This is a genomic window from Pseudodesulfovibrio alkaliphilus (assembly GCF_009729555.1).
Lineage (GTDB): Bacteria > Desulfobacterota > Desulfovibrionia > Desulfovibrionales > Desulfovibrionaceae > Pseudodesulfovibrio > Pseudodesulfovibrio alkaliphilus.
On the sequence record NZ_WODC01000005.1, the window covers coordinates 105318 to 127974 of the forward strand.

Consider the following 22657-nt stretch of genomic DNA (forward strand, 5'->3'; position numbering starts at 1 on the left):
AAGGATAACTTTTTAAAAAAAGTGACACGACAGCGAGCGGACGCAGGTGCCCGGACGGCTTTGAGGCCGTCCATGCCGGAGGATGGTGGTCGCTTGGTGGGAGGGGAAGGAAATGTCGCCCTTGGATCAGAAGAATCCTCGCCGCAGGAGACACTTGAGAGGCGCTTAGAAGTTCAGCTTGAAGCCCTTGGCCTTGAGGGCGGCCACCTTGGCGCTGCGATCAACGTAGTGGGTGTGCAGCAGATGGTAGGACAGGTTGCCGCATGGGCCGTCCACGAGGTAGCCGGTCTTGGGGTCGTAGATCTTCTTGACCATGGGGTTGTCCTGGGACTTCCTGATCTTGTAGATCTTGGGATTGGCGTCAGCGTCGTACACGGACTTCTGGCGGATGCCCACGAAGTCCATGGCGCTGGCCGCGGCTTCCTTGACCATGTTCAGGCTGAGCACGGCGTAGCCGGTCATGATTCCGCACGCCTTGATGAAGGCACGTCTGTTCATAATCATGTTTCATTCCTCCTTATGCGCGGGTGTTGCGTGCCCGGAAGCGGCTGTTGATGCGCGCAACGGTGCTCTTGAACAGGGACGCCCGGAGCTCGGGATCAAGGGGTTGGCCGCCGCCGTTCACGCAGCCGCCGGGGCAGGTCATGATCTCGATGAAGTGGTAGGGGGACTTGCCCGCCCGCACTTCGTCGCAGAGCTTGGCCGCGTTGTCGAGTCCGCTGGCCACGGCCACCTTGACCGTGCCGAAGCCGGGAACCGCCACGTCCGCCGTGTTGATACCCTCGTGGGTGCGCACGGCCAGGATGTTGGGATCGGCCAGCTTCTTGCCCGAAAGCACCTCGTAGGCCAGACGCAGGGCCGCTTCCATGACGCCGCCGCTGTTGCCGAAGATGGTGGCCGCACCCGTGGACTCGCCCAGGATCGGGTCGGGCTGCTCGGACGGCAGGGAATTGAAGTCGATGCCCGCGGTCTTGATCATGTAGGCCAGCTCGCGGGTGTTAATGGTCGCGTCGATGTCGCGGAAGCCACTGTCCGCCAGTTCAGGGCGCAGACCCTCGTATTTCTTGGCGATACAGGGCATGATGGAGACGGTGTAGATCTTCTTGGCCTTGGTGTGGGTCTGCTTGGCGCCGTAGGTTTTGGCCAGGGGGCCGAGCATGCCGATGGGCGACTTGCAGGTGGACATGTTGGGAAGCAGGTCGGGATAGAAGGTTTCGGCGAACTTGACCCAGCCCGGACAGCAGGAGGTGAACTGCGGCAGCGGGTAGGCCCCCGGCTTGCCATGGTTCTTCACACGCTTGATCAGCTCGGTGCCTTCCTCCATGATGGTCACGTCGGCGGTGAATTCGTTGTCCCAGATGTAGTCGAAGCCGAGTCGGCGCAGGGCCGCGTGCATCTGTCCGCCCACATAGGTGCCGGTGGGGGTGCCGAAACATTCGCCCAGGCCGTAGCGCACCGCAGGCGCGGGCATGGAGACCACGATGGTGTCCGGGTCCTTGAGCTTCTCGAAGATCTCGTCCACATAGGACACGCCCTCGTAGATGGCCCCATAGGGACAGTGGGCCAGGCACTGGCCGCAGTTGACGCAGCCCGCTGGATCGACCACGGCGCGGATGCCCGCGTCGTTGATTGACTGGATCACTCCGGTGGGGCAGACTTCCTCGCACTCGCCGCAGGTCTCGCACTTGGTGGCATCGACCTGGACAAAGAAAATGTTGTCCGGGTCGACCCCTTTGGGTGCGTTGGTCTGGTACATGACGCCTTCAATCTGTCTCATGGTGCCCTCCTTGTTGGGGTGGATTGAAGACAAATCCGCCGGCACCACTGTTGGCGCCGACTTGGGTGTGCATCCTGACATCGGATACCCTCCTTCGCTCCCGCCGCCATGAAACGGACCTTGGCGGCGTTCGCACGATTATGAAAACAATAACACATTAAGGTTACTATTTTAAGAATGGTAGTTGTGTCAAGGTGTCTGGGCGAAAAGGGCGAAAGAAATAGCGGTTTGTCGGCACATTGACGCTCTGGAGGGACGCCGGTCCCTGGCTGGGGCCATTGACAGGCCCCCGGCCGGGTCGTACCGTCCGGGCATGATTGGATATGCCACCTCCCTCACCGCTGCCCGCCGGGCCTTCCTTCTCGACCTATTTCCCGGAGACGGCTGCCTGCTGTCGACCGAGGGGCTGGCCGCCTTTTCGGCAGACGCCAGTCGGGAGCGTGCCATGCCCTGGGCCGTGGTCCGGCCTGAGCGGCGCGAGCAGCTGGTGGAGCTGCTGCGCTGGGCCGAGGCCGAGCGCATGCCCGTGTATCCACGGGCCCGCGGCACCGGGCGTGTGGGCGGCGCGGTGCCTTCGTGCGGCGGGGTGGTGGTTTCCATGCTGCGCATGACGGGAGAGCCCGTGGTGGATGCCGACGATTTCGTGGCCGAGGTCCTGCCCGGAGTGATCACCGCCGATCTCCAGGCCGCTTGCTCGGCAAAGGGACTCTTCTATCCGCCGGACCCGGCCAGCGTACGCATCTCGACTATCGGCGGCAATGTGGCAACCTGCGCGGGCGGCCTACGCGCCGTCAAGTACGGCGTCACCCGCGACTGGGTGCTTGGAGTCGAGGCCGTGCTGCCGGGCGGGCGCGTCCTGCGCACCGGGGGACGCTCTCACAAGGACGTGGTCGGGCTGGACCTGACCCGGCTTTTCGTGGGCAGCAACGGTAGGCTCGGTCTGATGACCCGGATCACGCTTAAACTCATCCCCCTGCCTGAAACATCGGCGTCGGCCCTGGTGGGGTTCGCTGATCTGGCCTCGTCCCTGGCCGGGGCCGGGGCCGTGTTCCGGGCGGGCGTGCTGCCTTCGGCGTGCGAGTTCATGGACCAGGGGGCGCTGGAGGCGCTTCGCCTTGACCCGGAGGGGGCGTACATGCCCGTGGGGCCGGAGGCGCAGGCCGCGCTGCTCTTCAAGCTCGACGGTTCCGGTCCTGGCGTGGCCGCCGAGATGGACCGGCTGACCGCGGCGCTGGCCCCCCTTGGCCCGGTGTCTGTAGAAATCGGGCGAGGCCAGTCCGAGGAGATGATCTGGAACGTGCGCCGGGGCGTCTCTCCGGCAGCCTTCCGTCTCGCCCCGGACAAGCTGGCCGAGGACATCGCCGTGCCGAGAGGGCGGGTAGCCGAGGCCGTGGAGCGCACCAGGGAGATCGGCGTGGCCCACGGGCTGCGCGTCCTCAGCTTCGGCCACCTGGGCGACGGCAACATCCACATCAATATCATGCACGACCGTTCGCGGCCCGGAGAAGCGGCCGCAGCCGCCAGCGCCGCAGACGAGATTTTCCGGCTGGCCGTCAGACTCGGCGGAACCATTTCTGGCGAACACGGCACGGGGCTGACCAAGGCGACGTTCGCCGACGTGCAGCTCGGGCCGGACGCCGTGGCCGTCATGCGCGACGTGCGCCGGGTCTTTGATCCCCACGAGATCATGAATCCCGGCAAGGGATGGTAGGCGTGGCGGGCGAGTGCATCCTCTGCGGCAAGTGCCTGGAGATCTGCCCGCTGCTGGCCGCCACCGGACGCGAGGAGCTGGGGCCGCGAGCCAAGGCCGACCTGTGCTATCTGCTGGGGCGGGACGAGGCTGGGTTGCGCGGGGCGGATGTGGCCCGGCTGGCCGGGCTGTGCCTTGGTTGTGGCCGTTGCGCCGCAGTCTGTTCCCAGGGCGTGGACGTGCCCGGGCTGGTGGCCGGGCTGCGGGGGGCGCACCCGGAGTTCAGGCACTGGCTCTGGAGGGCGTGGCTGACCCATGCCGACGCGCTTTGGCCAGCAGGCTCCGCTGCGGCCAGACTCGTCCCGGAATCATTGCGGCCAGATCGGTTCGGCTCCTTGCTCAGGATGCTGGCAGGGCTTGGACGCGAACCGGGGCTGACGCCCTTCCTGACCCCGACCACCTTCCCCGACACCCACCGGGGCGAGCCCGTGCTTCTTTTTCCGGGGTGCACAGCCACCTTGGTGCGTCCTGGCTGGCTGGCCGCCGCCCGCCGCCTGCTCGACGGGTTGGGCGCGGACATCCTGCCCGGAGATTTCCGCTGTTGCGGCGGCGGACTGAAGAGCGCCGGGTTTGCGAACGAGGCCCGGAACATGGCCCGGCACAATATCAATGTCTGGCGCGGAGCAGGCAGACCCAGGGTGGCTGTGTTCTGCGCATCCTGCCAGTCGGCCCTGCGGGGATACGGAGCGTTTTTCGAGGATGCGGCTGAGGCCGGGGCGTGGCAGAGCTCCTTGATTGTGCTGTCAATGCTCGCCAAGGACATCGGCTTCGCCCTTTCCGGGGCCGCACCTGAGCGAATCGGCTACCACCGTCCCTGCCATGCCGAGGGCGCGGACAGCGATCGTCTGCTGCTTGCGGCCGCTTTGGGCGATCGGCTGGTGACGGCCACGGATCGGCAGTGTTGCGGTTTCGGCGGAGTCATGCGTCTTGGCGCACCCGAGCTGGGCGATCAGGTGGGCCGGGTCTGCTGGGACCGGCTGGCCGGGGCCGAACTGGCTCTGACCGGCTGCTCTGCCTGCGCAGCGCAACTGGCGGCCGCCGCGCCCCGTGGCGTGGCCGCGGGCCACTGGCTGGAGGCGGTCGGCTGAACGCTTCGCCGGGCCGGGCGGCCCCTTGCCGCGGGCTTTTACTGTTCCCCTCCTTTGTGCTATTGCAGGGCGCGTCGGGCTCGCGGCAGCCGGATCGGGTGCTTTTTGGGTCTGGCGCGTTGACTTTGCCGGGCGAAACCCTATGTTCCTTGGCAACGCCCGGCTCAAGCCGCGTCTGGCCCGGAAGGCGGCCCGCGAAATTTTCAGGAGAACCCCCCAGCATGCTCAAATTTCTCTTCGGTTCCAAGAATGAACGCTATCTGAAAAAACTCAATCCCGTCATTGACCGGATCAACGCCCTGGGGCCGGAGATGGAAGCCTTGGCCGACGGCGAGTTCCCGGACCGCATCGCCCGGTGGAAGGAGCAGGTGGCGGCCGGGGAGCGGAGCCTGGACGATCTGCTGCCCGAATGCTTTGCCCTGGTGCGCGAGGCGGGCTCCCGTGTCTTCGACCCGCCCATGCGCCATTTTGATGTGCAGCTCATCGGCGGCTGCGCCCTCCACGAGGGCAAGATCGCGGAGATGAAGACCGGCGAGGGCAAGACCCTGGTGGCGACCTTGCCCGTGGTCCTCAACGCCCTGTCCGGCAAGGGTGTCCACGTGGTCACGGTCAACGACTACCTGGCCCGGCGCGACGCCGAGTGGATGGGCCAGCTTTACTCCTTCCTGGGCCTGAGCGTGGGCGTCATCGTCCACGGCATCGGCGAGCAGGAGCGTCAGGACGCCTACCGGGCCGACATCACCTACGGCACCAACAACGAGTTCGGCTTCGACTACCTGCGCGACAACATGAAATTCTACAAGGAGACGCTGGTGCAGCGTCCCCTCAACTATGCCATCGTGGACGAGGTGGACTCCATCCTCATCGACGAGGCGCGGACTCCGCTGATCATCTCCGGCCCTGGCGAGAAGTCCTCGGGCCTCTACCGCCGCATCAACGACATCGTGCCCAAGCTGGTCAAGTCCACCCCCATTGACCCGGCCGACAAGGAAACCCAGCCCGACGGAGATTTCGTCCTGGACGAGAAGACCAAGTCCATCACCCTGACGGACGCCGGCGTGGAGAAGATCGAAGGGCTGCTTGGCGTGGACAACCTCTTCGACCCGCAGCACATCTCGTTGCAGCACCATGTGCTCCAGGCGGTCAAGGCGCACCATTGCTACCATCGCGACGTGGAATACATCGTCAGGGACGACCATGTGGTGCTGGTGGACGAGTTCACCGGCCGGCTCATGCCCGGCCGCCGCCTTTCCGACGGCCTGCACCAGGCCATCGAGGCCAAGGAGAACGTCAAGGTCGAGGCCGAGAACCAGACCCTGGCCTCCATCACCTTCCAGAACTATTTCCGCATGTACGACAAGCTGGCGGGCATGACCGGCACGGCCGACACCGAGGCCGTGGAGTTCCGGCAGATATACAATCTCGACGTGGTGGTCATCCCCACCCACCGCCCCATGGTCCGCAAGGACTTCCCCGACGCCATCTACAAGAATCAGGAGCAGAAATACGAGGCCATTGCCGAGGACATCGCCGACTGCCATCGGCGCGGACAGCCCACCCTGGTGGGCACCGTGTCCATCGAGAAGTCCGAGCTGCTCTCGAATCTGCTCAAGAAAAAACGGATTCCCCACGACGTGCTCAATGCCAAGCAGCACGAGCGCGAGGCCGAGATCGTGGCCGAGGCCGGCCACGCCGGGAAAGTGACCATCGCCACCAACATGGCCGGGCGAGGCACGGACATCAAGCTGGGCGAGGGCGTGCGCGAGCTGGGCGGCCTGCACATCGTCGGCACCGAGCGCCACGAGTCGCGGCGCATCGACAACCAGCTGCGCGGCCGCTCCGGCCGCCAGGGCGACCCGGGCTCCTCGCGTTTCTACCTCGCCCTGGACGACGACCTCATGCGCCTTTTCGGGTCCGATCGCCTGGCCGGGATCATGAACAAGCTGGGTCTTGAGGACGGCATGGCCATCGAGAACAAGATGGTCTCCGGCGCCATCGAGAAATCCCAGACCCGCGTGGAGGCGCATCATTTCGAGATACGCAAGCAGCTGCTCGAATACGACGATGTCATGAACCAGCAGCGCGAAGTGGTCTACTCTCTGCGCCGCGAGCTGATGATGGCCGAGACCGTGGACGACATTGCCCGCGAATACGCCCTTGATCTGCTCGGAAACATTCTGCAGCCAGCTCTGGACGCCAAGACGCAGGACCAGGAGATGATCGACTCGGTCCGCGCCCGGCTCGAGGAGGTCTTCAACTTCGAGCGGTTCGAGGGATGGAGCGGGGGCGAGCTGCCCACGCTGGAACAGGCCGAGGGTTGGGTGGAGGAGATTTTCGCTTACCTGCGGGCAGCCACCGGCACCCACTACCAGGAGATACTGCGCTATTTCCTGCTCGATTCGCTGGACCGGAACTGGAAGGAACACCTCCTGAACATGGACCACCTGCGCGACGGCATCGGTCTGCGCGGCTATGGCCAGAAGGACCCCAAGCAGGAATACAAGCGCGAGGGCTTTGCCCTGTTCGAGGAGCTGGTCTACACCCTCAAGGAGAATGCCATGCGCGCCTTCTCCCACCTGCGCATCCAGGCCGAAGTGCGGGACGAGGAATTCCAGCACGAGCAGACCGACAAGCTCGAGTACACCGACTCCGCCTCGGCCGGAGACAAGAAGAAGGAGCCGGTCAAACGCGCCGAGCCCAAGGTCTCCAGAAACGCCCCCTGCCCCTGCGGATCGGGCAGAAAATACAAGAAGTGCTGCGGCTCGTAAGGTCGCGCTGCCCAGGCTGACATGCAGGCCCGCGAACAGTGCGTTCGCGGGCTTGTTCTTTGTCGGTTCCCGGCGTCGGGACCTATGACCTGAATATGAAATAGACCGCGCCGAGCAGACACAGGGAGGCCCAGAGGTAGTCCCATTTCAGCGGCTGGTTCATGTACAGCAGGCAAAAGGGCGCGAACACGGCCAGGGCCAGCACCTCCTGCATGATCTTGAGCTGGGGCAGGGTGAGCTGGGTGTAGCCCAGCCGGTTGGCCGGCACCTGGATCATGTACTCGAACAGGGCGATGCCCCAGCTGACCAGGGCGGCGATGTACCACGGCCGCTGGTTCAGCTCCTTGAGATGGGCGTACCAGGCAAAGGTCATGAAGATGTTGGAGGCTGTCAGCAGCAGCGCGGTATAGAGCGGAATCCTCACATCCCACCTCGCAATGGAAAGAGTCGTCCCGGACGGACGGCGGAAGATAGACCAAGTGGGCCCCCGCCGTCCACAGTTTCCGGCGGGACCGGCAAAGCAAACTGCTCGACGGACCCGGCCGGGTCGTGGTAGGAAGAGCCGAAAAAGAGGGGGGCTTCACGGTTTCCGTCTTTTTCCCGCCCGGCACCTTGACCACGTTGGTCCAGGCCATTTCCCACCGGGCGGTTTTTCGTTGACGAATCCGGAGGATCGGCATGGACAAGTACCAGAAGCAGGCCCTGCAGGTGGCCAAGGAAGTGGTGATCAAGTTCATCGAGGTGGGGCGCATCTCGCCCAGTAATTTCGGGCAGAATTTCGATGTCATCTATAAGGATGTGATGAGAACCATCACCGGAGTCACCGCTGGCGACGGCTCCCGCGAGGCCGAGCTGGCCGAGGGCGGGGAGGACGAGGCGGAATCTGCGGAGCAGGACGGCTAGATGACCGGGGACCAGTGCCGTTCGGCCACCGGAGCCGCCACCCCCGACGAGCATGGTCGACGAGTGGCCGCCATGTTCGGCCGCATCGCCGGGTGGTACGACTTTCTCAACCACGCCCTGTCCGGCGGGCAGGACATCTACTGGCGCTACCGTCTGGCCCGTGCTGCGCGACCACAGCCGGGAGAGACCGTCCTCGACCTGGCCGCCGGGACCATGGACGTGTCCGTGGAGCTGGCCCGCCAATACCCTGGCTGCAGGGTGGCTGCTCTGGATTTCGCCTTGCCCATGCTTGAGCGCGGCAAGGTCCGCAAGCTCTCGGAGGGGCTGGAGAAACGCATCTTTCCCGTTCAGGCGGACGGTCGCCTTCTGCCCCTGGCCGACGCCAGCATGGGCGCGGCCACCATCGCTTTCGGCATCCGCAACATCCTGCCCCGCCAGGATGCCTATGGGGAGTTTCTGCGCGTCCTCAAGCCCGGCGCCCGGCTGTGCATCCTGGAATTCGGCACCGGCAGCCGCCGGGTGTGGCGGGGGCTGTACAATTTTTATCTCGATACCCTGCTTCCCTTCATCGGCGACCGCATCTCGGGCGATCCGGGGGCTTACCGCTATCTGGCCGAGACCATCAAATCGTTCCCCGACGAACGCGCTCTTGCCCGCGAGCTGCTGGACGCCGGGTTCGCACGGGTCTACCACGTGCCCATGATGTCGGGCATCGTCTATCTGCATGTGGCCGAGAAGGCGGGCAGGGGCTGACCCTCCCTGTGGACAGGCCGCGGTCTAAAAGGATAAGGAGCGGCCGAAGGAAATGATGAGCAGGCCGAGGATTATGGCCGCAAGCCCGATGAAGCGCAGAAATTTCGGGGGTTGGGTGGCCAGCCGCAGCAGCATGCGCGGCATGCGCTCGGCAAAGAGAAAGTAGGGGAGTCCCTCAAAGACAAATGCCAGCCCTACGGCCGCAATGAGCAGTGACCAGTCGATGTTCATTCATTTCTACTATCCGGGAACACCGCCCATGTCCACCAAATGACAAATGGAGACAATGAGTTCATGAGCATGATCACTTTCGAGAGCTTGCAAAACAGGGAAGAGGCCATCGCCGTGGTCGGGCTGGGCTATGTGGGCCTGCCTCTGGCCGTGGCCCTGGGACGGCATTTTCGTGTTCTGGGCGTGGATGTGTCCGAGCGGCGGGTTCGCGAGCTGGCGCGGCGCTTCGATCGTACCGGCGAGGTGGATTTCGCCGCCGTGAGCGGGGATGTGGACCTGACCTTCACCTCGGACCTTTCCGCCCTGGCCGACGCCCGGCTCATCCTGGTGGCCGTGCCCACCCCCATCGACGAATACCGCTCGCCCGACCTGCGCCCCGTGACCGGGGCCAGCGAGTCGGTGGGCACCTATCTCCAGCCCGGCACCGTGGTGGTCTATGAGTCCACGGTCTATCCGGGCCTGACCGAGGACATCTGCGTACCCATCCTGGAAGAGCGCTCAGGGCTGGTCTGCGGCAGCGATTTCCGCGTGGGCTACTCGCCCGAGCGCATCAACCCCGGCGACAAGGTCCATCGGCTGGAAACCATCGTCAAGGTGGTGGCCGGACAGGACGAGGCCACGGGAAAGCTCCTCGAAGCGGTCTACGGCACCATCGTCACCGCAGGCATCCACCGCGCCCCGGACATCCGCACCGCCGAGGCGGCCAAGGTCATCGAGAACACCCAGCGCGACCTGAACATCGCGCTGATGAACGAGCTGGCCATGATTTTCGACCGCATGGGCATCGACACCATGGACGTGCTCGAGGCCGCCGGCACCAAGTGGAACTTCCTGCCCTTCCGGCCCGGGCTGGTGGGCGGCCACTGCATCGGCGTGGACCCCTACTACCTGACCTTCAAGGCAGAGGCCATGGGCTTTCATCCCCAGGTCATCCTGGCCGGGCGGCAGATCAACGACTCCATGGGCAAGTTCATTGCCGAGTCCACGGTCAAGCGGCTCATCCGGGCCGATGTCAAGATCAGGGGAGCGCGGGTGGGCGTGCTTGGCGTGACCTTCAAGGAAAACGTGCCCGACCTGCGCAACACGCGGGTTGTGGACATCCTGGCCGAGCTGGCCGACTACGGCGTCGTCACCCTGGTTCACGACGCCATGGCCGATCCCGAGGAGGCCCGCCACGAACTGGGCATCGAGCTGTGCGCCCTGGACGATCTGCGCGACCTGGACGCACTGATCCTGGCCGTGGCCCACGACCAGTACCGCGAGATCCCCCTGGACGGGATCAGGCAGTGGTTCGCCGACCCGGCCCGCGCCCTGGTGATGGATGTCAAGGGCTTCTTCGACCGGGCCGGGCTTGAGGCCCTGGACATCGAGTACTGGCGGCTGTAGGCGGCCGGGAAAGAAATCATGATCCTCGTCGTCACAGCCACGTCAAAGGAGATGCAGTCCGCCTTCGGAGGCGTGGGGGCTCCTGCCGTGGAGCAGGGCGGGACAGCGGAGTTTTCTCTGGGCGGCCTTGATCTGTTGCTGGCCGTGAGCGGGGTGGGGGTGGTCAACGCGGCCCTGACGGCCGGTCGCCTGATGGCCCTGCCCGGCGCAGCCGGAGTGGTCAACCTCGGCATCGGCGGGGCCTACGAGGTGTCGCGGTTCCCCCTGGGTTCCTGTGTCTACGCCTGGCGGGAGACCTGGCCCGAATACGGCCTGCTCGACGAGGAAGGCCGTGTGGACCCCAAGGGCATCGGCTTTGCTCAGGGCGAGGTGGGGGGAAAGCCGGTCTGGAACCGGCTGGTGCTCAACCCGGTCAACGACGCGGCAACCATGGGGCTGTCCCTGCCCGGCGGCTGCGCCCGGGGTTCCTTTGTCACCGTGAGCGGCGTCACCGGCACCCCGGAGAGGGCTGGCTGGCTTCAGATGGCCTGCTCCGCGGACGTGGAGAACATGGAGGGCTTTGCCCTGGCCTACGGAGCCTTGCGGGCGGGCCTGCCGTTTCTGGAGGTGCGCAGTGTCTCCAACGTGGTGGGATCGCGCCTCGCCGGGGACTGGGATCTCAAGGGTGCGCTGCGGGCCCTTGGCGACTTTGCTCCGCGCCTTTTTACCGGGAAGTAGAAGTCTTTACTCCTTGCCCGCAACCTGACATAGTTGGCGGATATGAACGAACTGCTGCGCTACTTCCAAAGGGAACTCCCAGGAATTAACGGTTATCTCGATGCCGAGGCCGAGTCCTTGAGCGGGTTGGTACGGGATGTCGCCCGGCACATCATCGGCTCCGGGGGCAAGCGCATCCGGCCCATGCTGACCCTGCTCCATGCCCGGGCCCTGGGATATGACCGGGACGACTTTCACGCCATTGCCTGTGCGTTGGAGCTGCTCCATTCGGCCACCCTGCTGCATGACGACTACCTGGACGAAGCCGAGATCCGGCGCGGCCGGGCCGCCTCGCATCTGGTCTTCGGCCGCACCGAGACCATCCTGGCGGGCGACGCCCTGCTGGCCCTGGCCAACGAGATGGGGGCGCGTTACGGCAACGCCCGTCTTTGCTGGCTTCTGGCCCGGGGCATCATGGAGACTGCGGTGGGCGAGATCGAGGAGATCCAGTTCTCCAAGCATCCCACCCTGGACCGCGAGGCGTACATGCGGATCATCATCGGCAAGACCGCCCGGCTCATCGAATGCGCCTGCCGCTGCGGCGCGGCCCTGGCCGGGGCCACCCCGGAGCAGGAGGACGCGGCCGGGGAGTACGGCCTCAACCTGGGCATCGCCTTCCAGCTGGTGGACGATGCCCTGGATTACGATTCGCCCGCGTCCGAGACCGGCAAGCCCGAGGGCGGCGACCTGCGCGAGGGCAAGGTGACCCTGCCGCTGATCCTGTTCATGGAGGACTGCGAGGAGGTGGCCGGCGATACCCTGCTCACCCTGATGCGCGACAGCGAACTGACCGACGAGCAATGCGCAGAGGTTCTGGCCCAGGTCCAGGATGCGGGCAGCGCCGGGCGCACCCGCGAGGAGGCTGCCGTCTATGTGGAACGGGCCAAGGCATGCCTCGCGCTCCTCCCCCCCGGCGAGGAACGCACCGTCCTCGGCCAGGCCGCCGACTATGTGCTGACCAGAACCAAGTGACTTCTGGCCGGCCCGGTCGCGCAAGCGAGACGGGCCGGTTGCTTTTCATATCGCCAAGAAGGAGTTTCCAGATGCTTTTCCGTGTCGTTGTCGGACTGAAAGAAGGCGTCCGTGACGTGGTGGGCGAGAAGGTCGCCCGCAAGATCAGGAGCGAGTTGGGGATGGCCGTGGACGATGTGCGCATCGTCAGCGTTTTTACCTTGGAGGGCGTGAGCCGGGAGCAGGTGGATACGGTTCTTGAACGCGCCGCCCTGCACGATCCGGTGCTGCACGAGGTGTCGCTGTCCCCCCTGGCCCGCGATTTCGACTGGATACTCGAAGTGGGCTTTCGGCCCGGCGTCACCGATAACGAGGGGCGTACCGCCAGGGAGACCCTGGGCGTGGTCCTGGGGCTGACCAAGGCCGAGCTGGAGTCGGTCAGGGTCTACACCTCGCGGCAGTATCTGCTCCGGGCCGGGCTCGACGAGGCCGGAGTGCGGCGCGTCGCGGCCGACCTGCTGGCCAACGAGCTGATCCAGCGCTTCGAGTACAAGTCCGCGGCCCAGTGGGCCGCCTCGCCCGGATTCGAGGCCCGTGCGGCCAGGGTCACGGGCAAGGCCAGCGACGAAGTTGCCACCGTGCCGCTTTCGACCATGACCGACGACGAGATGATGGAATTCTCCCGGGCCAACACCCTGGCCCTGTCCCTGCGCGAGCTGCACGTCATCCGCGACTATTACGCAAATCCGGCGGTGCGGGCGGAGCGCGAGACCCTGGGCCTGGGGAACGAGCCCACCGACGCCGAGGTCGAGGTGCTGGCCCAGACCTGGTCCGAACACTGCAAGCACAAGATATTCAGCGCGAAAATAGACTACGAAAACCGCGAGACCGGGCGAAGCGCCACCTACTCCAGCCTCTACAAGACCTTCATCCAGGGCTCCACCAAGGCCCTGCGCGAGCGCAACGCCGCCGCCGGGCCCCACGGCGACTACTGCCTGTCGGTCTTCAAGGACAACGCGGGGGTCATCGCCTTTTCCGAGGCCCTCAATGTCTGCGTCAAGATGGAGACCCACAACTCGCCCTCGGCGCTCGACCCCTACGGCGGAGCCTTGACCGGCATTGTGGGCGTCAATCGCGATCCCATGGGCACCGGGCTGGGCGCAAACCTTTTGTGCAACACCGATGTCTTCTGCTTTGCCTCGCCCTTTCACGAGGGCGAGCTGCCGCCCCGGCTGCTGCATCCGCGCCGCGTGTTCGAGGGCGTACGCGAGGGAGTGGAGCACGGCGGCAACAAGTCCGGCATCCCCACGGTCAACGGCTCCATCGTCTTTGATGAGCGCTACCTTGGTAAACCCCTGGTCTACTGCGGCACCATCGGGACCATGCCCAAGACCGTGGCAGGCCGGCCCTCGCACGAGAAGCGGGCCATGCCCGGCGACTGCATCGTCATGTCCGGCGGCCGCATCGGCGCGGATGGCATCCACGGCGCGACGTTCTCGTCCGAGGAGCTGCACGAGGGCAGCCCGGCTACGGCCGTGCAGATCGGCGACCCCATCACCCAGCGCAAGATGTACGATTTTCTGATGCGCGCCAGGGACCGCGGCCTGTACAACGCCATTACCGACAACGGTGCGGGTGGCCTGTCCTCCTCGGTGGGCGAGATGGCCGAGGACTCGGGCGGGTTCGACATGGACCTGGCCCGCGCCCCGCTCAAGTATGATGGGCTCAAGCCTTGGGAAATCCTTGTTTCCGAGGCTCAGGAGCGGATGACCATGGCCGTGCCGCCGGACAGGATCGACGAATTCCTGGCCCTGTCCGCCGAGATGGATGTGGAGTCCACGGTGCTTGGCACCTTCACCGATTCCGGCAGGTATCTGGTGCGTTACGGCCGCAAGCCGGTGGCGTGCCTGAGCATGGAATTTCTGCACGAGGGCGTGCCGCAGATGGAGCTTGAGGCGGTCTGGGAGCGGCCCGCAGTGGTCAGCCGGCCTGTGCCCGGTGTGGCCGACCAGGGGGGGCTGCTCAAGAGTATGCTCGGCCGCCTGAACATCTGTTCCAAGGAATATGTGGTCCGTCAGTACGACCATGAGGTCCAGGGAAGGAGCGCGGTCAAGCCCATGGTGGGCGTCAAGGCCGATGGTCCTTCCGACGCGGGCGTGCTGCGTCCCGAGCTTGGCAGCGACCGGGGCCTGGTGGTCTCCCACGGCATCTGCCCGCAGTATTCCGACCTCGACACCTACTGGATGATGGCCAACGCCATTGACGAGGCCATCAGAAACGCGGTGGCCGTGGGGGGCGACATCGGCTACATGGCCGGGTGCGACAATTTCTGCTGGTGCGACCCGGTTCAGTCCGAATCCACCCCTGACGGCCGCTACAAGCTGGCCCAACTGGTCCGGGCCAACCAGGCTCTGGCCCATTTCTGCCTCGGGTTTGGCGTTCCCTGCGTCTCGGGCAAGGATTCCATGAAGAATGACTACAAGGGCGGGGGCCGCAAGATTTCCATTCCGCCCACCGTGCTCTTCTCGGTCATCGGCGTGATCCCGGACGTGAACAGGTGCGTCACCTCGGACTTCAAGGCTCCCGGCGATTTGATCTACCTGCTTGGCCTGACCCGGCCCGAATTCGGCGGCAGCGAGGTGGCTGTCCAGCTCGGTTTCACCAGCGGTCGCGTGCCCCAGGTGGACCTTCTCTCGGCCAAGTCGCGGTATCAGGCACTCTTTGGCGCCATCCAGGCAGGACTGGTCAGCGCCTGTCACGACTGCTCTGACGGCGGTCTGGGCGTGGCTCTGGCAGAGATGTGCATCGGCGGCCGGTTGGGTGCGCGTGTGGACCTTGCGGCCGTGCCTGTCTGCGAAACGATGGACGCCACCGGCCTGCTCTATGCCGAGTCGGCCAGCCGACTGGTGGTTTCCGTGCCCCCGGTCCATGCCGGGGCCTTTGAGGCGAGGTTTGCCGGGCAATGGGTCGCCCGCATAGGCGCGGTGGACGATACCGGGACGTTCCGGGTGGGTCTGGGGGATGCGGCGGTGTTGAGCGAGCCGGTGGAGGCGTTGGCCCGGGCTTTCAAGGCCACACTGGACTGGTAAAGGTCCATGCGGGGGTTTTCGAGGTCCAAGCCCCCTTTACCTGTTTTAAAAAACCATCTATAGACCGTGGGAGTTCTTGTGGGCGCGGGACGTTTTTTCCTGCCGGACCGCCGCATTGTGGACTTTTACGGGGGGGTGGTTGATGTTCTTTTCTTTTGGGTGGCCCAAGGTGTGCGTGTTCTTTGTGGTTGCTGTGGCCGTTGTCGTGATCGGGTCTGTTTCCGTTGGCGGGACCAACTCGGGAAGATATGTGGGCACCGAGTCCTGCGGCGACTGCCATGATCAGGAATACGAAAATTTCAAAAAATTTTCCAAAAAGGCCCATTCCGGGGATTCGGTCAAGATCATGGCCGGCGACCTGACCCGGGAAGAGCTTGATGAGTGTTTCGTCTGCCATATGACGGGGTTTGGCAAGCCGGGCGGGTTTGTCAGTTTCGAGGAGACACCGCACATGGCCGACGCGGGTTGCGAGGTCTGTCACGGCCCGGGCTACGACCATGTCGAGTCCGGCGGCGAGCCCGACCTGATCATCCGAAAGATGAAAATTTCAGACTGCGAGACCTGCCATAACGCTGAGCGCGTCAACGCCTTCAACTTCAAGCCGCTGATCTACGGCGGGGCGCACTAGGAGACGATCATGAAGATCATCAATCAGTCTCTGGGCGTCAAGGTCATCCTGCTGTCCTCGCTGCTGACCATCACCGCGTTCACCGGGCTTTTCATCTACAATTCCTACTCCACCTATGCGCACACCCTGCACGAGGTGGAGGTGGCGGCCGAACGTGTCGGCGACATGCTCTACATGGCCATAGAGGACCCCATGGCCGTGGGCGACAACGAGGGCACGGCCCACAAGTTCCGCGAACTTTCGGAGCGCTACGCCGACATCGGCGCCTATCTTACCGACTACAAGGGCGAGATCACCTACGCCACGGACGAAAGTCTGGTGCGCAAGGATATCTTCGAGATCAGAACCGAAAACGGGCTGCCGCGCATGATGCGCGAGGGACTTGAGCGCCCTGTGGTCATGGGCGAGTTGATGGAGATCGAAGGCAGGCTCCAGTTCGCCGAGGTCAAGACCATTGAGAATAGCCCGTCGTGCTACCACTGTCACGGCCGGTCCCGTAAGATTCTGGGGGCGTTGGTGCTCACCGTGGATGTCAGCCCGCAGTTCAGCGCCCTGAAGACCAACCAGCTGCGCTCGGCGGGCATTTCGGTCGTCGGCGTGGTGGCCCTGCTGGCCGCGCTGATCATTTTCATGCGCAAGAGCGTGGTCAACCGCATCACCAGCATCGCCGGTACCACCGAAGAGGTCAGCAAGGGCAATCTGGATGCGCCCTTCACCGTGACGGGCGAGGACGAGCTTGGCAAGCTTTCGCGGTATCTTGGAGAGATGGTCTCCCAGATCAAGGACCAGCTCCAGTACAACAAGAGCGTGCTTGAAGGCATCGTTGTCCCCCTGTTCGTGACCGATGCGCAGGAGCGGCTGCAGTTCGTCAACGAGCCGTTGCGGGAAATCCTGGGATTGAGCGAGAAGGAGGTGTCCGGGCGCAAGGTTTCAGAGGTTTTCTCCTGCGATCCCGGAGACGAAACCTGCGACGCGGCCCACGTCATTGCCAGCGGCGTGACCATCTCGGGCAACTTCCACTACAACCGTGCCGACGGCACGGTCTTTCCGCTCCATTTCGAGGCGTCGCCGCTTGAGGACGCCGACGGCAAGACCGTGGGCGCCATCTGCGTACTCATCGACCTCACCCGCGAGGAGAACGACCGCAAGAACATCGAGGCCCAGCGGCAGAATCTGCTGGTAGTGGCCAACGAAGTGACCGAGGTGGCCAACAAGCTCAACGCAGCCTCCGAGGCGCTCTCGCAGCAGATGGCCAACCTGGCGCGGGGGGTGGACACCACCGCCGACCAGACCAGCCAGGTGGCCACGGCCATGGAGGAGATGAACGCCACCGTTCTTGAGGTGGCCAAGAACGCCTCGGAAACCGCCGATGCTTCGGGGCGGGCCAATAAGGTGGCCGCCGACGGCGGCGTGGTGGTGGGCAAGACCGTGGCCGAGATCAACACCGTGGCCGAGATCACCGAGAATCTGGCCGGGGCGCTGGCCTCCCTGTCGAGCCGGGCCGAGAATATCGGCAAGGTCATGGCCGTGATCAACGACATCGCGGACCAGACCAACCTGCTCGCCCTCAACGCGGCCATCGAGGCGGCGCGGGCTGGCGAGGCTGGCCGCGGTTTCGCCGTGGTGGCCGACGAGGTGCGCAAGCTGGCCGAGAAGACCATGACCGCCACCAAGGAGGTGGAGGGAGCCATTTCGCTGATTCAGCAGTCCACCACGGATGTGGTCCGGGAGATGGACACGGTCAAGGAGCGGGTGCTCAATACCTCGGACATGGCCAAGGAGGCGGGAGGGGTCCTCGATCAGATCGTGACCCACTCGGATTCCATTGCCGACATGGTGCGCGGCATCGCCACGGCGGCAGAGCAGCAGTCCGCCACCTCGGACGAGATCAACACCAGCGTCACCCACATCAATGATCTCTCCCAGGAGGTCCTGACCGGCATCCGGGAGTCCAATAAGGGCATTCAGGAGGTTTCGGAGATGGCCCAGCACCTTTCGGAGCTGGTGGCCAAATTCCGTCATTAGCCGGATACGGGCCCGGACGCCCGCGTCCGGGCCCCGACCGTGCCGCATTCCTCGCAATTCATCGGCCCCGGGCAAGCGTCCGGGGCCTTCTCGCTGCATTACCGATGTCGGCCCCGCATGGGCGACACAGGTTCTCTCCCGGCGGCCAACGCCGGTTTTGAGGAGATGCCGGCAGGATTTGCGGGTTTTTGGAAAGTACGCTATGGACAGCTCTTCCTCCTGTGGAGAACGTCCCCGTTCAGCCGGGAGCGACCGGGTCCAGGGCGGAGCTTCGAGCGCAACCCCGGCCATTGTGCCGGGACTATCCCCCGCTTGACAAAAGGGCTGTGATCGAATAGTAATCATTATTATGATCGAAAGGGAGGTTTCCCATGACGGCGAATATGGGTTTTCGGTTGTCCAAGCAGCGCAAGGTGATTCTTGAGGAACTCAGGAAGGTGAAGACGCACCCCACGGCGGACGAGGTGTACGACATGGTCCGCAAGATCATTCCCCGTGTGAGCCTTGGCACCGTGTATCGAAATCTTGAGTTTTTGTGCAGCAAGGGGTTGGCCATGAAGCTTGGCGCACCGGGTGCGCAAAAACGCTTTGACGGCATGGCCCAGCCGCATCCGCATCTACGGTGCGAGATCTGCACCCGGGTGGTGGATGTGGAGTGCGACATCGCCATACCCGTGATTCCTGATGAATGCGCTGCCGGGTTCGAAATCCTGAATACCAACGTGGAATTCGTGGGCATCTGCCCCGAGTGCCGGGCCACCCGCCAGTAAGCAGGATGGGTCCGGGGCGGCGGTTGTCTGCCGCGTTTGATGACGGCCTTGTGCCATGGCGAGTGAAAGCCGGGACGCTGTGAGCGGCTCGGCTTTTCTGTTCCCGAGTGATTTTTTCTGGAAATGCGCAACGATGGGTTGACAGGTTGCGAGTTTGTATGTAGTAATTATTATCAACAAGAGCGGTGCACCGCAAGGCCATGATCGCGGGGCGTTGTGGAGAATGTAAAAAATTCGCCTCTTGGCGGTGCACATTGCGCCCTCATGTGCTATGTATTGGCTAAACGGCAGACTTACCTGATCAATAAGCATGAAAGACTAGGAGGATAGCATGTCGCTGAAAGGAACCCGCACCGAGAAGAATCTGCTCATCGCCTTTTCCGGCGAGTCGCAGGCCCGCAACCGTTACACCTACTTCGCCAGCAAGGCCAAGAGCGAAGGATATGTGCAGATATCCAAGATATTTGAGGAAACGGCCAACCACGAGAAGGAGCATGCCAAACGGCTGTTCAAATTCCTTGAGGGCGGCGAGGTGGAGATAACCGCATCGTATCCGGCCGGGGTTATCGGAAGCACCCTGGAAAATCTCAAGGAGGCTGCCGCAGGCGAAAACCACGAGTACACCGAGATGTACCCCGAGTTTGCAAAGATCGCTCGCGAAGAGGGTTTTCCTGCCATCGCTGCGGCCATGGAGCACATCGCCATTGCGGAAAAATACCATGAGGAGCGCTACAAGGCGCTTATCTCCAACATTGAGCGCAACCGTGTTTTTTCCAAGGACAGCGAGATCGTCTGGCGCTGTCAGAACTGTGGATACAACCATACGGGCGCGACCGCCCCGGACCGTTGCCCGGCCTGCGACCATCCCCAGGCCCATTTTGAAATCAAGGATACCAACTGGTAAAACCAAAGGAGTTGTCACATGGGCATCAAACTCGGTGAAGTTTACAAGTGTAACGTCTGCGGCAACATTGTCATGGCCATCCACGAAGGCGGCGGCGACCTTGTCTGTTGCGGGGAGAACATGAATCTGATGACGGAAAACACGGTTGACGCCTCGACCGAGAAGCATGTTCCGGTCTGGACCCGGGATGGCGACAAGATCACGGTCAAGGTCGGCTCCGTGGCCCATCCCATGGAGGAGAAGCACTACATCGAGTGGATCGAGGTCATGGTGGGCGACACCGTGCTGACCAAGCTGCTCAAGCCCGGCGAGGCCCCGGAGGCGGAATTCTGCGTCTGCGGGCTCGCTGGCGAGGTAAAGGTCCGCGAGTACTGCAACATCCATGGCCTCTGGGCCGCCAAGTAGGCGGACGGAGTACGACTTGTTCCGGGGACGGGCGTTGACCCGTCCCCGGTTCCCGGTTCGGGAGAGGTGGGCGCACGTTGACAGCCCCGGCCAGTGCTGCGAGAGTAAGGAAAAAAGGAGACCCGTTCATGCAGAAATACGTGTGCGAAATTTGCGGCTATGTTTACGACCCCGCCCAGGGCGATCCTGACAGCGACATCCCGGCCGGCACCAGCTTCGACGATCTGCCGGACGACTGGACCTGTCCCATCTGCGGAGCGACCAAGGAGAATTTCGTCCCTGAGGACTAGGCCCCTATTGCCGGTTTTCCGGCTGGAAGCGCGCACACTCTGGTCCGCGCTTCTTTTTGACATGACGGTTGATCGACCGTTCAATGCGGAGTGAGACATGAGACCTGTACAGATGAAAGAAGGTGTCCACTGGGTCGGCATAGTGGACTGGAACCGTCGGAATTTTCACGGTTACTCCAAGTCGCCCATGGGTACCACCTACAACAACTTCCTGATCCTCGACGACAAGGTGACGCTGGTGGACACCGTGGCCGAGGAGTTCTGGGGCGCCCTGCAATGCAATCTGGCCCAGGTGCTGGGTACGGACAGGAAGATCGACTATTTCGTCATCAACCATCTGGAGCCGGACCACGCGGGCTGCCTTGCCCTGGCTGTGGAAAAGTACCGGCCAGAGAAGATTTACACCTCGCCAATGGGCCAGAAGGCCATGGCCGCCCACTTTCACTACAAGGATTGGCCGGTCGAGGTGGTGCCCACCGGCAGCTCAATCAGTCTGGGCAAGCGCACCCTGAAGTTCATTGAGGCGCGTATGCTCCATTGGCCCGACTCCATGCTGACCTATTGTCCCGAGGACCGGATTCTCTATTGCAACGACGCCTTCGGCCAGAACTGGGCCACCAGCGAGCGCTGGGCCGACGAGGTGGACCGCCATACCCTGGAAGAACTGATGAAGGCGTACTACGCCAACATCGTGCTGCCGTATTCGCCTGTGGTGCTCAAGACCCTGTCCGCTCTGGCCGAGATGAATCTTGAGATCGACATGATCTGCCCGGACCACGGGCTGATGCTGCGCGGGGACGACGTGCCTTGGGCCATAGCCAAGTACATTGAGTTCGCCGAGCAGAAACCGAAGAACCGGGCGGTGATCGTCTATGACACCATGTGGCACTCCACCGAGAAGATGGCCGGGGCCGTGGCCAGCGGTCTGGCCGACGCAGGCGTGTCCGTGCGTATCATGTCCATGAAGGAGAACCACCACTCCGAGGTCATGACCGAGGTGTTCGACGCCGCGGCCGTGGTCTTCGGTTCGCCCACGCACAATAACGGCATCCTGCCGCTCATGGCCGACATGCTTACCTACATGAAGGGGCTGCGGCCACAAAACAAGATCGGTTCGGCCATCGGTTCGTTCGGCTGGTCCGGCGAGTGCACCAAGATCCTGACCCAGTGGATCGAGGACATGGGCATGGAGCTGGTGGACCCGGTCAAGGTCAAGCATGTGCCCACCCATGACACCTATGCCCAGTGCTACGAACAGGGCAAGGCCATAGCCGCCGCCATCAAGGCCAAGCTGAAATAATACCCGCTCCGAAACCCAAGAAGCCCGGTTCCCCGAACCGGGCTTCTTCTCTTGCGGATTCAAGCGCCGCAGGCTCGCCTGGGGTCCAGGTGCCTTAGGCCCCTGGCGGGTCCAGGGCAGCGCCCTGGCCGCCGCAGCCATTCTGTCAGCTCAGCTTCTCGCTGCGTGTCAGGAACTTGTCGAGCTGGTTGGTGAAGTCCTGCTTGTGGCGCGGGCCGATGGGCGGGGGGCCGCCCGGTGCCATGCCCGCGCTGCGCAGCTCTTCCATGAGATTGCGCATGCGCAGCAGTCCCTTGACGTTGTCCGGGGTGTAGAGCTCGCCCCTGGGGTTGAGACCCGTGGCTCCCTTGTCCACAATGCGGTCGGCCAGGGGGATGTCGGCGGTCACCACCAGGTCGCCTGCTTCGGCCAGGCGGGCGATCTCGTCGTCCGCCTCGTTGAAGCCGTTGCCCACGCGGAGGGTGTCGATGAGGGGGGAGGCGGGCACGGCAAGGTGGGTGTTGGCCACCAGGGTCAGCCGCACCTCGCGGCGCAGGGCGGTTTTGAAGAGCACTTCCTTGATGACCACGGGACAGGCGTCGGCATCGACCCAGATGTGCATGGGGATCAGACCGCGTGACCGGGGTTGGCGGGCACGATGCGTTTGACCCGGCCCACCTGGCCGTCGGTCAGGCGCACTTTGATGCCGTGGGGGTGGACGGGGGACTTGGTCAGCAGCGCGGCCACGACGCCCCGGGTGAGTGTGCCGGAGCGCTGGTCCTTCTTGAGGACTATCTCCACGGTCATGCCGGGGGCGATGTCTTTGCGCGTGGTGCCGCTCATGGCTCCTCCGGCCTGTGTGGAACGCAAAAAAGCGGGCGCAAGGCCCGCCTTGGCGCATGAT

22 protein-coding genes are annotated in these 22657 nt (G+C 63.9%); 16 read left to right on the forward strand and 6 right to left on the reverse strand.

Annotated features, from left to right (window positions below; translation table 11 throughout):
• Positions 1–165 precede the first annotated feature (165 nt).
• Both GKC30_RS09000 and GKC30_RS09005 read right to left on the reverse strand, forming a co-directional pair.
• Positions 166–504 (reverse strand): iron hydrogenase small subunit, encoded by a 339-nt coding sequence (locus GKC30_RS09000; protein WP_155934262.1) that lies wholly within the window; start codon positions 502–504, stop codon positions 166–168.
• Positions 505–517: 13 nt separating this feature from the next.
• A complete protein-coding gene (locus GKC30_RS09005) occupies positions 518–1777 on the reverse strand; it encodes a [FeFe] hydrogenase, group A (RefSeq protein ID WP_231117105.1) in 1260 nt (419 codons plus the stop codon).
• Positions 1778–2090: 313 nt separating this feature from the next.
• Between GKC30_RS09005 and GKC30_RS09010 the strand changes: the two genes are divergently transcribed.
• The 3 genes from GKC30_RS09010 (at position 2091) to secA (ending at position 7383) form a co-directional block, all read left to right on the forward strand.
• On the forward strand, positions 2091–3488 hold the full coding sequence (locus GKC30_RS09010) for an FAD-binding oxidoreductase (RefSeq protein WP_155934267.1): 1398 nt from the start codon (positions 2091–2093) through the stop codon (positions 3486–3488).
• The gene (locus GKC30_RS09015) at positions 3482–4615 is read left to right on the forward strand and encodes a (Fe-S)-binding protein (protein ID WP_155934269.1); all 1134 of its coding nucleotides are present in this window, start codon (positions 3482–3484) and stop codon (positions 4613–4615) included. Before GKC30_RS09010 ends, GKC30_RS09015 begins: the two co-directional genes overlap by 7 nt.
• 221 nt (positions 4616–4836) lie before the next feature.
• Positions 4837–7383 (forward strand): preprotein translocase subunit SecA, encoded by a 2547-nt coding sequence (gene secA / locus GKC30_RS09020; protein WP_155934271.1) that lies wholly within the window; start codon positions 4837–4839, stop codon positions 7381–7383.
• An 82-nt stretch (positions 7384–7465) separates the two neighbouring features.
• Here the strand turns inward: secA and GKC30_RS09025 are convergent, their stop codons facing one another.
• Positions 7466–7807, reverse strand: coding sequence for a DMT family protein (locus GKC30_RS09025; protein WP_367614057.1), 342 nt, complete (start codon positions 7805–7807; stop codon positions 7466–7468).
• Positions 7808–8061: 254 nt separating this feature from the next.
• On the opposite strand from GKC30_RS09025, the gene GKC30_RS09030 reads away from it, so the two are divergent.
• Both GKC30_RS09030 and GKC30_RS09035 read left to right on the forward strand, forming a co-directional pair.
• The gene (locus GKC30_RS09030; protein ID WP_155934273.1) at positions 8062–8286 is read left to right on the forward strand and encodes a hypothetical protein; all 225 of its coding nucleotides are present in this window, start codon (positions 8062–8064) and stop codon (positions 8284–8286) included.
• Positions 8287–9039 carry a ubiquinone/menaquinone biosynthesis methyltransferase gene (locus GKC30_RS09035; protein WP_155934275.1) on the forward strand — a complete coding sequence of 251 codons (753 nt, stop codon included), beginning with the start codon at positions 8287–8289 and terminating at the stop codon, positions 9037–9039.
• Positions 9040–9063: 24 nt separating this feature from the next.
• Here GKC30_RS09035 and GKC30_RS09040 read toward each other — a convergent pair whose 3' ends face one another.
• A complete protein-coding gene (locus GKC30_RS09040) occupies positions 9064–9270 on the reverse strand; it encodes a DUF2065 domain-containing protein (protein ID WP_155934277.1) in 207 nt (68 codons plus the stop codon).
• A gap of 63 nt (positions 9271–9333) precedes the next feature.
• Here GKC30_RS09040 and GKC30_RS09045 point away from each other — a divergent pair, with 63 nt between their 5' ends.
• From GKC30_RS09045 to GKC30_RS09095, 11 genes are all read left to right on the forward strand, one after another.
• Positions 9334–10656 (forward strand): nucleotide sugar dehydrogenase, encoded by a 1323-nt coding sequence (locus tag GKC30_RS09045; protein WP_155934279.1) that lies wholly within the window; start codon positions 9334–9336, stop codon positions 10654–10656.
• An 18-nt stretch (positions 10657–10674) separates the two neighbouring features.
• The gene (mqnB, locus tag GKC30_RS09050) at positions 10675–11373 is read left to right on the forward strand and encodes a futalosine hydrolase (protein WP_155934281.1); all 699 of its coding nucleotides are present in this window, start codon (positions 10675–10677) and stop codon (positions 11371–11373) included.
• 42 nt (positions 11374–11415) lie between these two features.
• Positions 11416–12384, forward strand: a complete 969-nt coding sequence (locus tag GKC30_RS09055; RefSeq protein ID WP_155934283.1) for a polyprenyl synthetase family protein — start codon at positions 11416–11418, stop codon at positions 12382–12384.
• A gap of 71 nt (positions 12385–12455) precedes the next feature.
• A complete protein-coding gene (locus GKC30_RS09060) occupies positions 12456–15452 on the forward strand; it encodes a phosphoribosylformylglycinamidine synthase subunit PurS (RefSeq protein WP_155934285.1) in 2997 nt (998 codons plus the stop codon).
• A gap of 142 nt (positions 15453–15594) precedes the next feature.
• Positions 15595–16080 carry a cytochrome c family protein gene (locus GKC30_RS09065; protein WP_155934287.1) on the forward strand — a complete coding sequence of 162 codons (486 nt, stop codon included), beginning with the start codon at positions 15595–15597 and terminating at the stop codon, positions 16078–16080.
• A 9-nt stretch (positions 16081–16089) separates the two neighbouring features.
• A complete protein-coding gene (locus GKC30_RS09070; protein WP_155934289.1) occupies positions 16090–18105 on the forward strand; it encodes a methyl-accepting chemotaxis protein in 2016 nt (671 codons plus the stop codon).
• Between the two features lie 371 nt (positions 18106–18476).
• Positions 18477–18875, forward strand: a complete 399-nt coding sequence (locus GKC30_RS09075; RefSeq protein WP_155934291.1) for a Fur family transcriptional regulator — start codon at positions 18477–18479, stop codon at positions 18873–18875.
• Positions 18876–19206: 331 nt separating this feature from the next.
• Positions 19207–19779, forward strand: coding sequence for a rubrerythrin (gene rbr, locus GKC30_RS09080; protein ID WP_155934293.1), 573 nt, complete (start codon positions 19207–19209; stop codon positions 19777–19779).
• 18 nt (positions 19780–19797) lie between these two features.
• Positions 19798–20184: a desulfoferrodoxin gene (locus GKC30_RS09085; RefSeq protein ID WP_155934295.1), complete on the forward strand. Its 387-nt coding sequence runs from the start codon at positions 19798–19800 to the stop codon at positions 20182–20184.
• Positions 20185–20312: 128 nt separating this feature from the next.
• On the forward strand, positions 20313–20474 hold the full coding sequence (gene rd, locus GKC30_RS09090; protein ID WP_155934297.1) for a rubredoxin: 162 nt from the start codon (positions 20313–20315) through the stop codon (positions 20472–20474).
• 97 nt (positions 20475–20571) lie between these two features.
• On the forward strand, positions 20572–21774 hold the full coding sequence (locus GKC30_RS09095; RefSeq protein ID WP_155934299.1) for an FprA family A-type flavoprotein: 1203 nt from the start codon (positions 20572–20574) through the stop codon (positions 21772–21774).
• A gap of 145 nt (positions 21775–21919) precedes the next feature.
• Here GKC30_RS09095 and GKC30_RS09100 read toward each other — a convergent pair whose 3' ends face one another.
• Complete coding sequence (locus GKC30_RS09100; protein WP_155934301.1) at positions 21920–22375, reverse strand: YaiI/YqxD family protein; 456 nt, start codon at positions 22373–22375, stop codon at positions 21920–21922.
• Between the two features lie 5 nt (positions 22376–22380).
• Positions 22381–22596, reverse strand: coding sequence for a YwbE family protein (locus GKC30_RS09105; RefSeq protein ID WP_155934303.1), 216 nt, complete (start codon positions 22594–22596; stop codon positions 22381–22383).
• Between the last annotated feature and the right edge of the window lie 61 nt (positions 22597–22657).

Excerpts from the sequence above, each read along its gene's own strand:
- GKC30_RS09000 (WP_155934262.1), bottom strand. The coding sequence starts at position 504 with ATGATTATGAACAGACGTGCCTTCATCAAGGCGTGCGGAATCATGACC.
- GKC30_RS09005 (WP_231117105.1), bottom strand. The coding sequence starts at position 1,777 with ATGAGACAGATTGAAGGCGTCATGTACCAGACCAACGCACCCAAAGGG.
- GKC30_RS09010 (WP_155934267.1), top strand. The coding sequence starts at position 2,091 with ATGATTGGATATGCCACCTCCCTCACCGCTGCCCGCCGGGCCTTCCTT.
- GKC30_RS09015 (WP_155934269.1), top strand. The coding sequence starts at position 3,482 with ATGGTAGGCGTGGCGGGCGAGTGCATCCTCTGCGGCAAGTGCCTGGAG.
- secA (WP_155934271.1), top strand. The coding sequence starts at position 4,837 with ATGCTCAAATTTCTCTTCGGTTCCAAGAATGAACGCTATCTGAAAAAA.
- GKC30_RS09030 (WP_155934273.1), top strand. The coding sequence starts at position 8,062 with ATGGACAAGTACCAGAAGCAGGCCCTGCAGGTGGCCAAGGAAGTGGTG.
- GKC30_RS09035 (WP_155934275.1), top strand. The coding sequence starts at position 8,287 with ATGACCGGGGACCAGTGCCGTTCGGCCACCGGAGCCGCCACCCCCGAC.
- GKC30_RS09040 (WP_155934277.1), bottom strand. The coding sequence starts at position 9,270 with ATGAACATCGACTGGTCACTGCTCATTGCGGCCGTAGGGCTGGCATTT.
- GKC30_RS09045 (WP_155934279.1), top strand. The coding sequence starts at position 9,334 with ATGAGCATGATCACTTTCGAGAGCTTGCAAAACAGGGAAGAGGCCATC.
- mqnB (WP_155934281.1), top strand. The coding sequence starts at position 10,675 with ATGATCCTCGTCGTCACAGCCACGTCAAAGGAGATGCAGTCCGCCTTC.
- GKC30_RS09055 (WP_155934283.1), top strand. The coding sequence starts at position 11,416 with ATGAACGAACTGCTGCGCTACTTCCAAAGGGAACTCCCAGGAATTAAC.
- GKC30_RS09060 (WP_155934285.1), top strand. The coding sequence starts at position 12,456 with ATGCTTTTCCGTGTCGTTGTCGGACTGAAAGAAGGCGTCCGTGACGTG.
- GKC30_RS09065 (WP_155934287.1), top strand. The coding sequence starts at position 15,595 with ATGTTCTTTTCTTTTGGGTGGCCCAAGGTGTGCGTGTTCTTTGTGGTT.
- GKC30_RS09070 (WP_155934289.1), top strand. The coding sequence starts at position 16,090 with ATGAAGATCATCAATCAGTCTCTGGGCGTCAAGGTCATCCTGCTGTCC.
- GKC30_RS09075 (WP_155934291.1), top strand. The coding sequence starts at position 18,477 with ATGACGGCGAATATGGGTTTTCGGTTGTCCAAGCAGCGCAAGGTGATT.
- rbr (WP_155934293.1), top strand. The coding sequence starts at position 19,207 with ATGTCGCTGAAAGGAACCCGCACCGAGAAGAATCTGCTCATCGCCTTT.
- GKC30_RS09085 (WP_155934295.1), top strand. The coding sequence starts at position 19,798 with ATGGGCATCAAACTCGGTGAAGTTTACAAGTGTAACGTCTGCGGCAAC.
- rd (WP_155934297.1), top strand. The coding sequence starts at position 20,313 with ATGCAGAAATACGTGTGCGAAATTTGCGGCTATGTTTACGACCCCGCC.
- GKC30_RS09095 (WP_155934299.1), top strand. The coding sequence starts at position 20,572 with ATGAGACCTGTACAGATGAAAGAAGGTGTCCACTGGGTCGGCATAGTG.
- GKC30_RS09100 (WP_155934301.1), bottom strand. The coding sequence starts at position 22,375 with ATGCACATCTGGGTCGATGCCGACGCCTGTCCCGTGGTCATCAAGGAA.
- GKC30_RS09105 (WP_155934303.1), bottom strand. The coding sequence starts at position 22,596 with ATGAGCGGCACCACGCGCAAAGACATCGCCCCCGGCATGACCGTGGAG.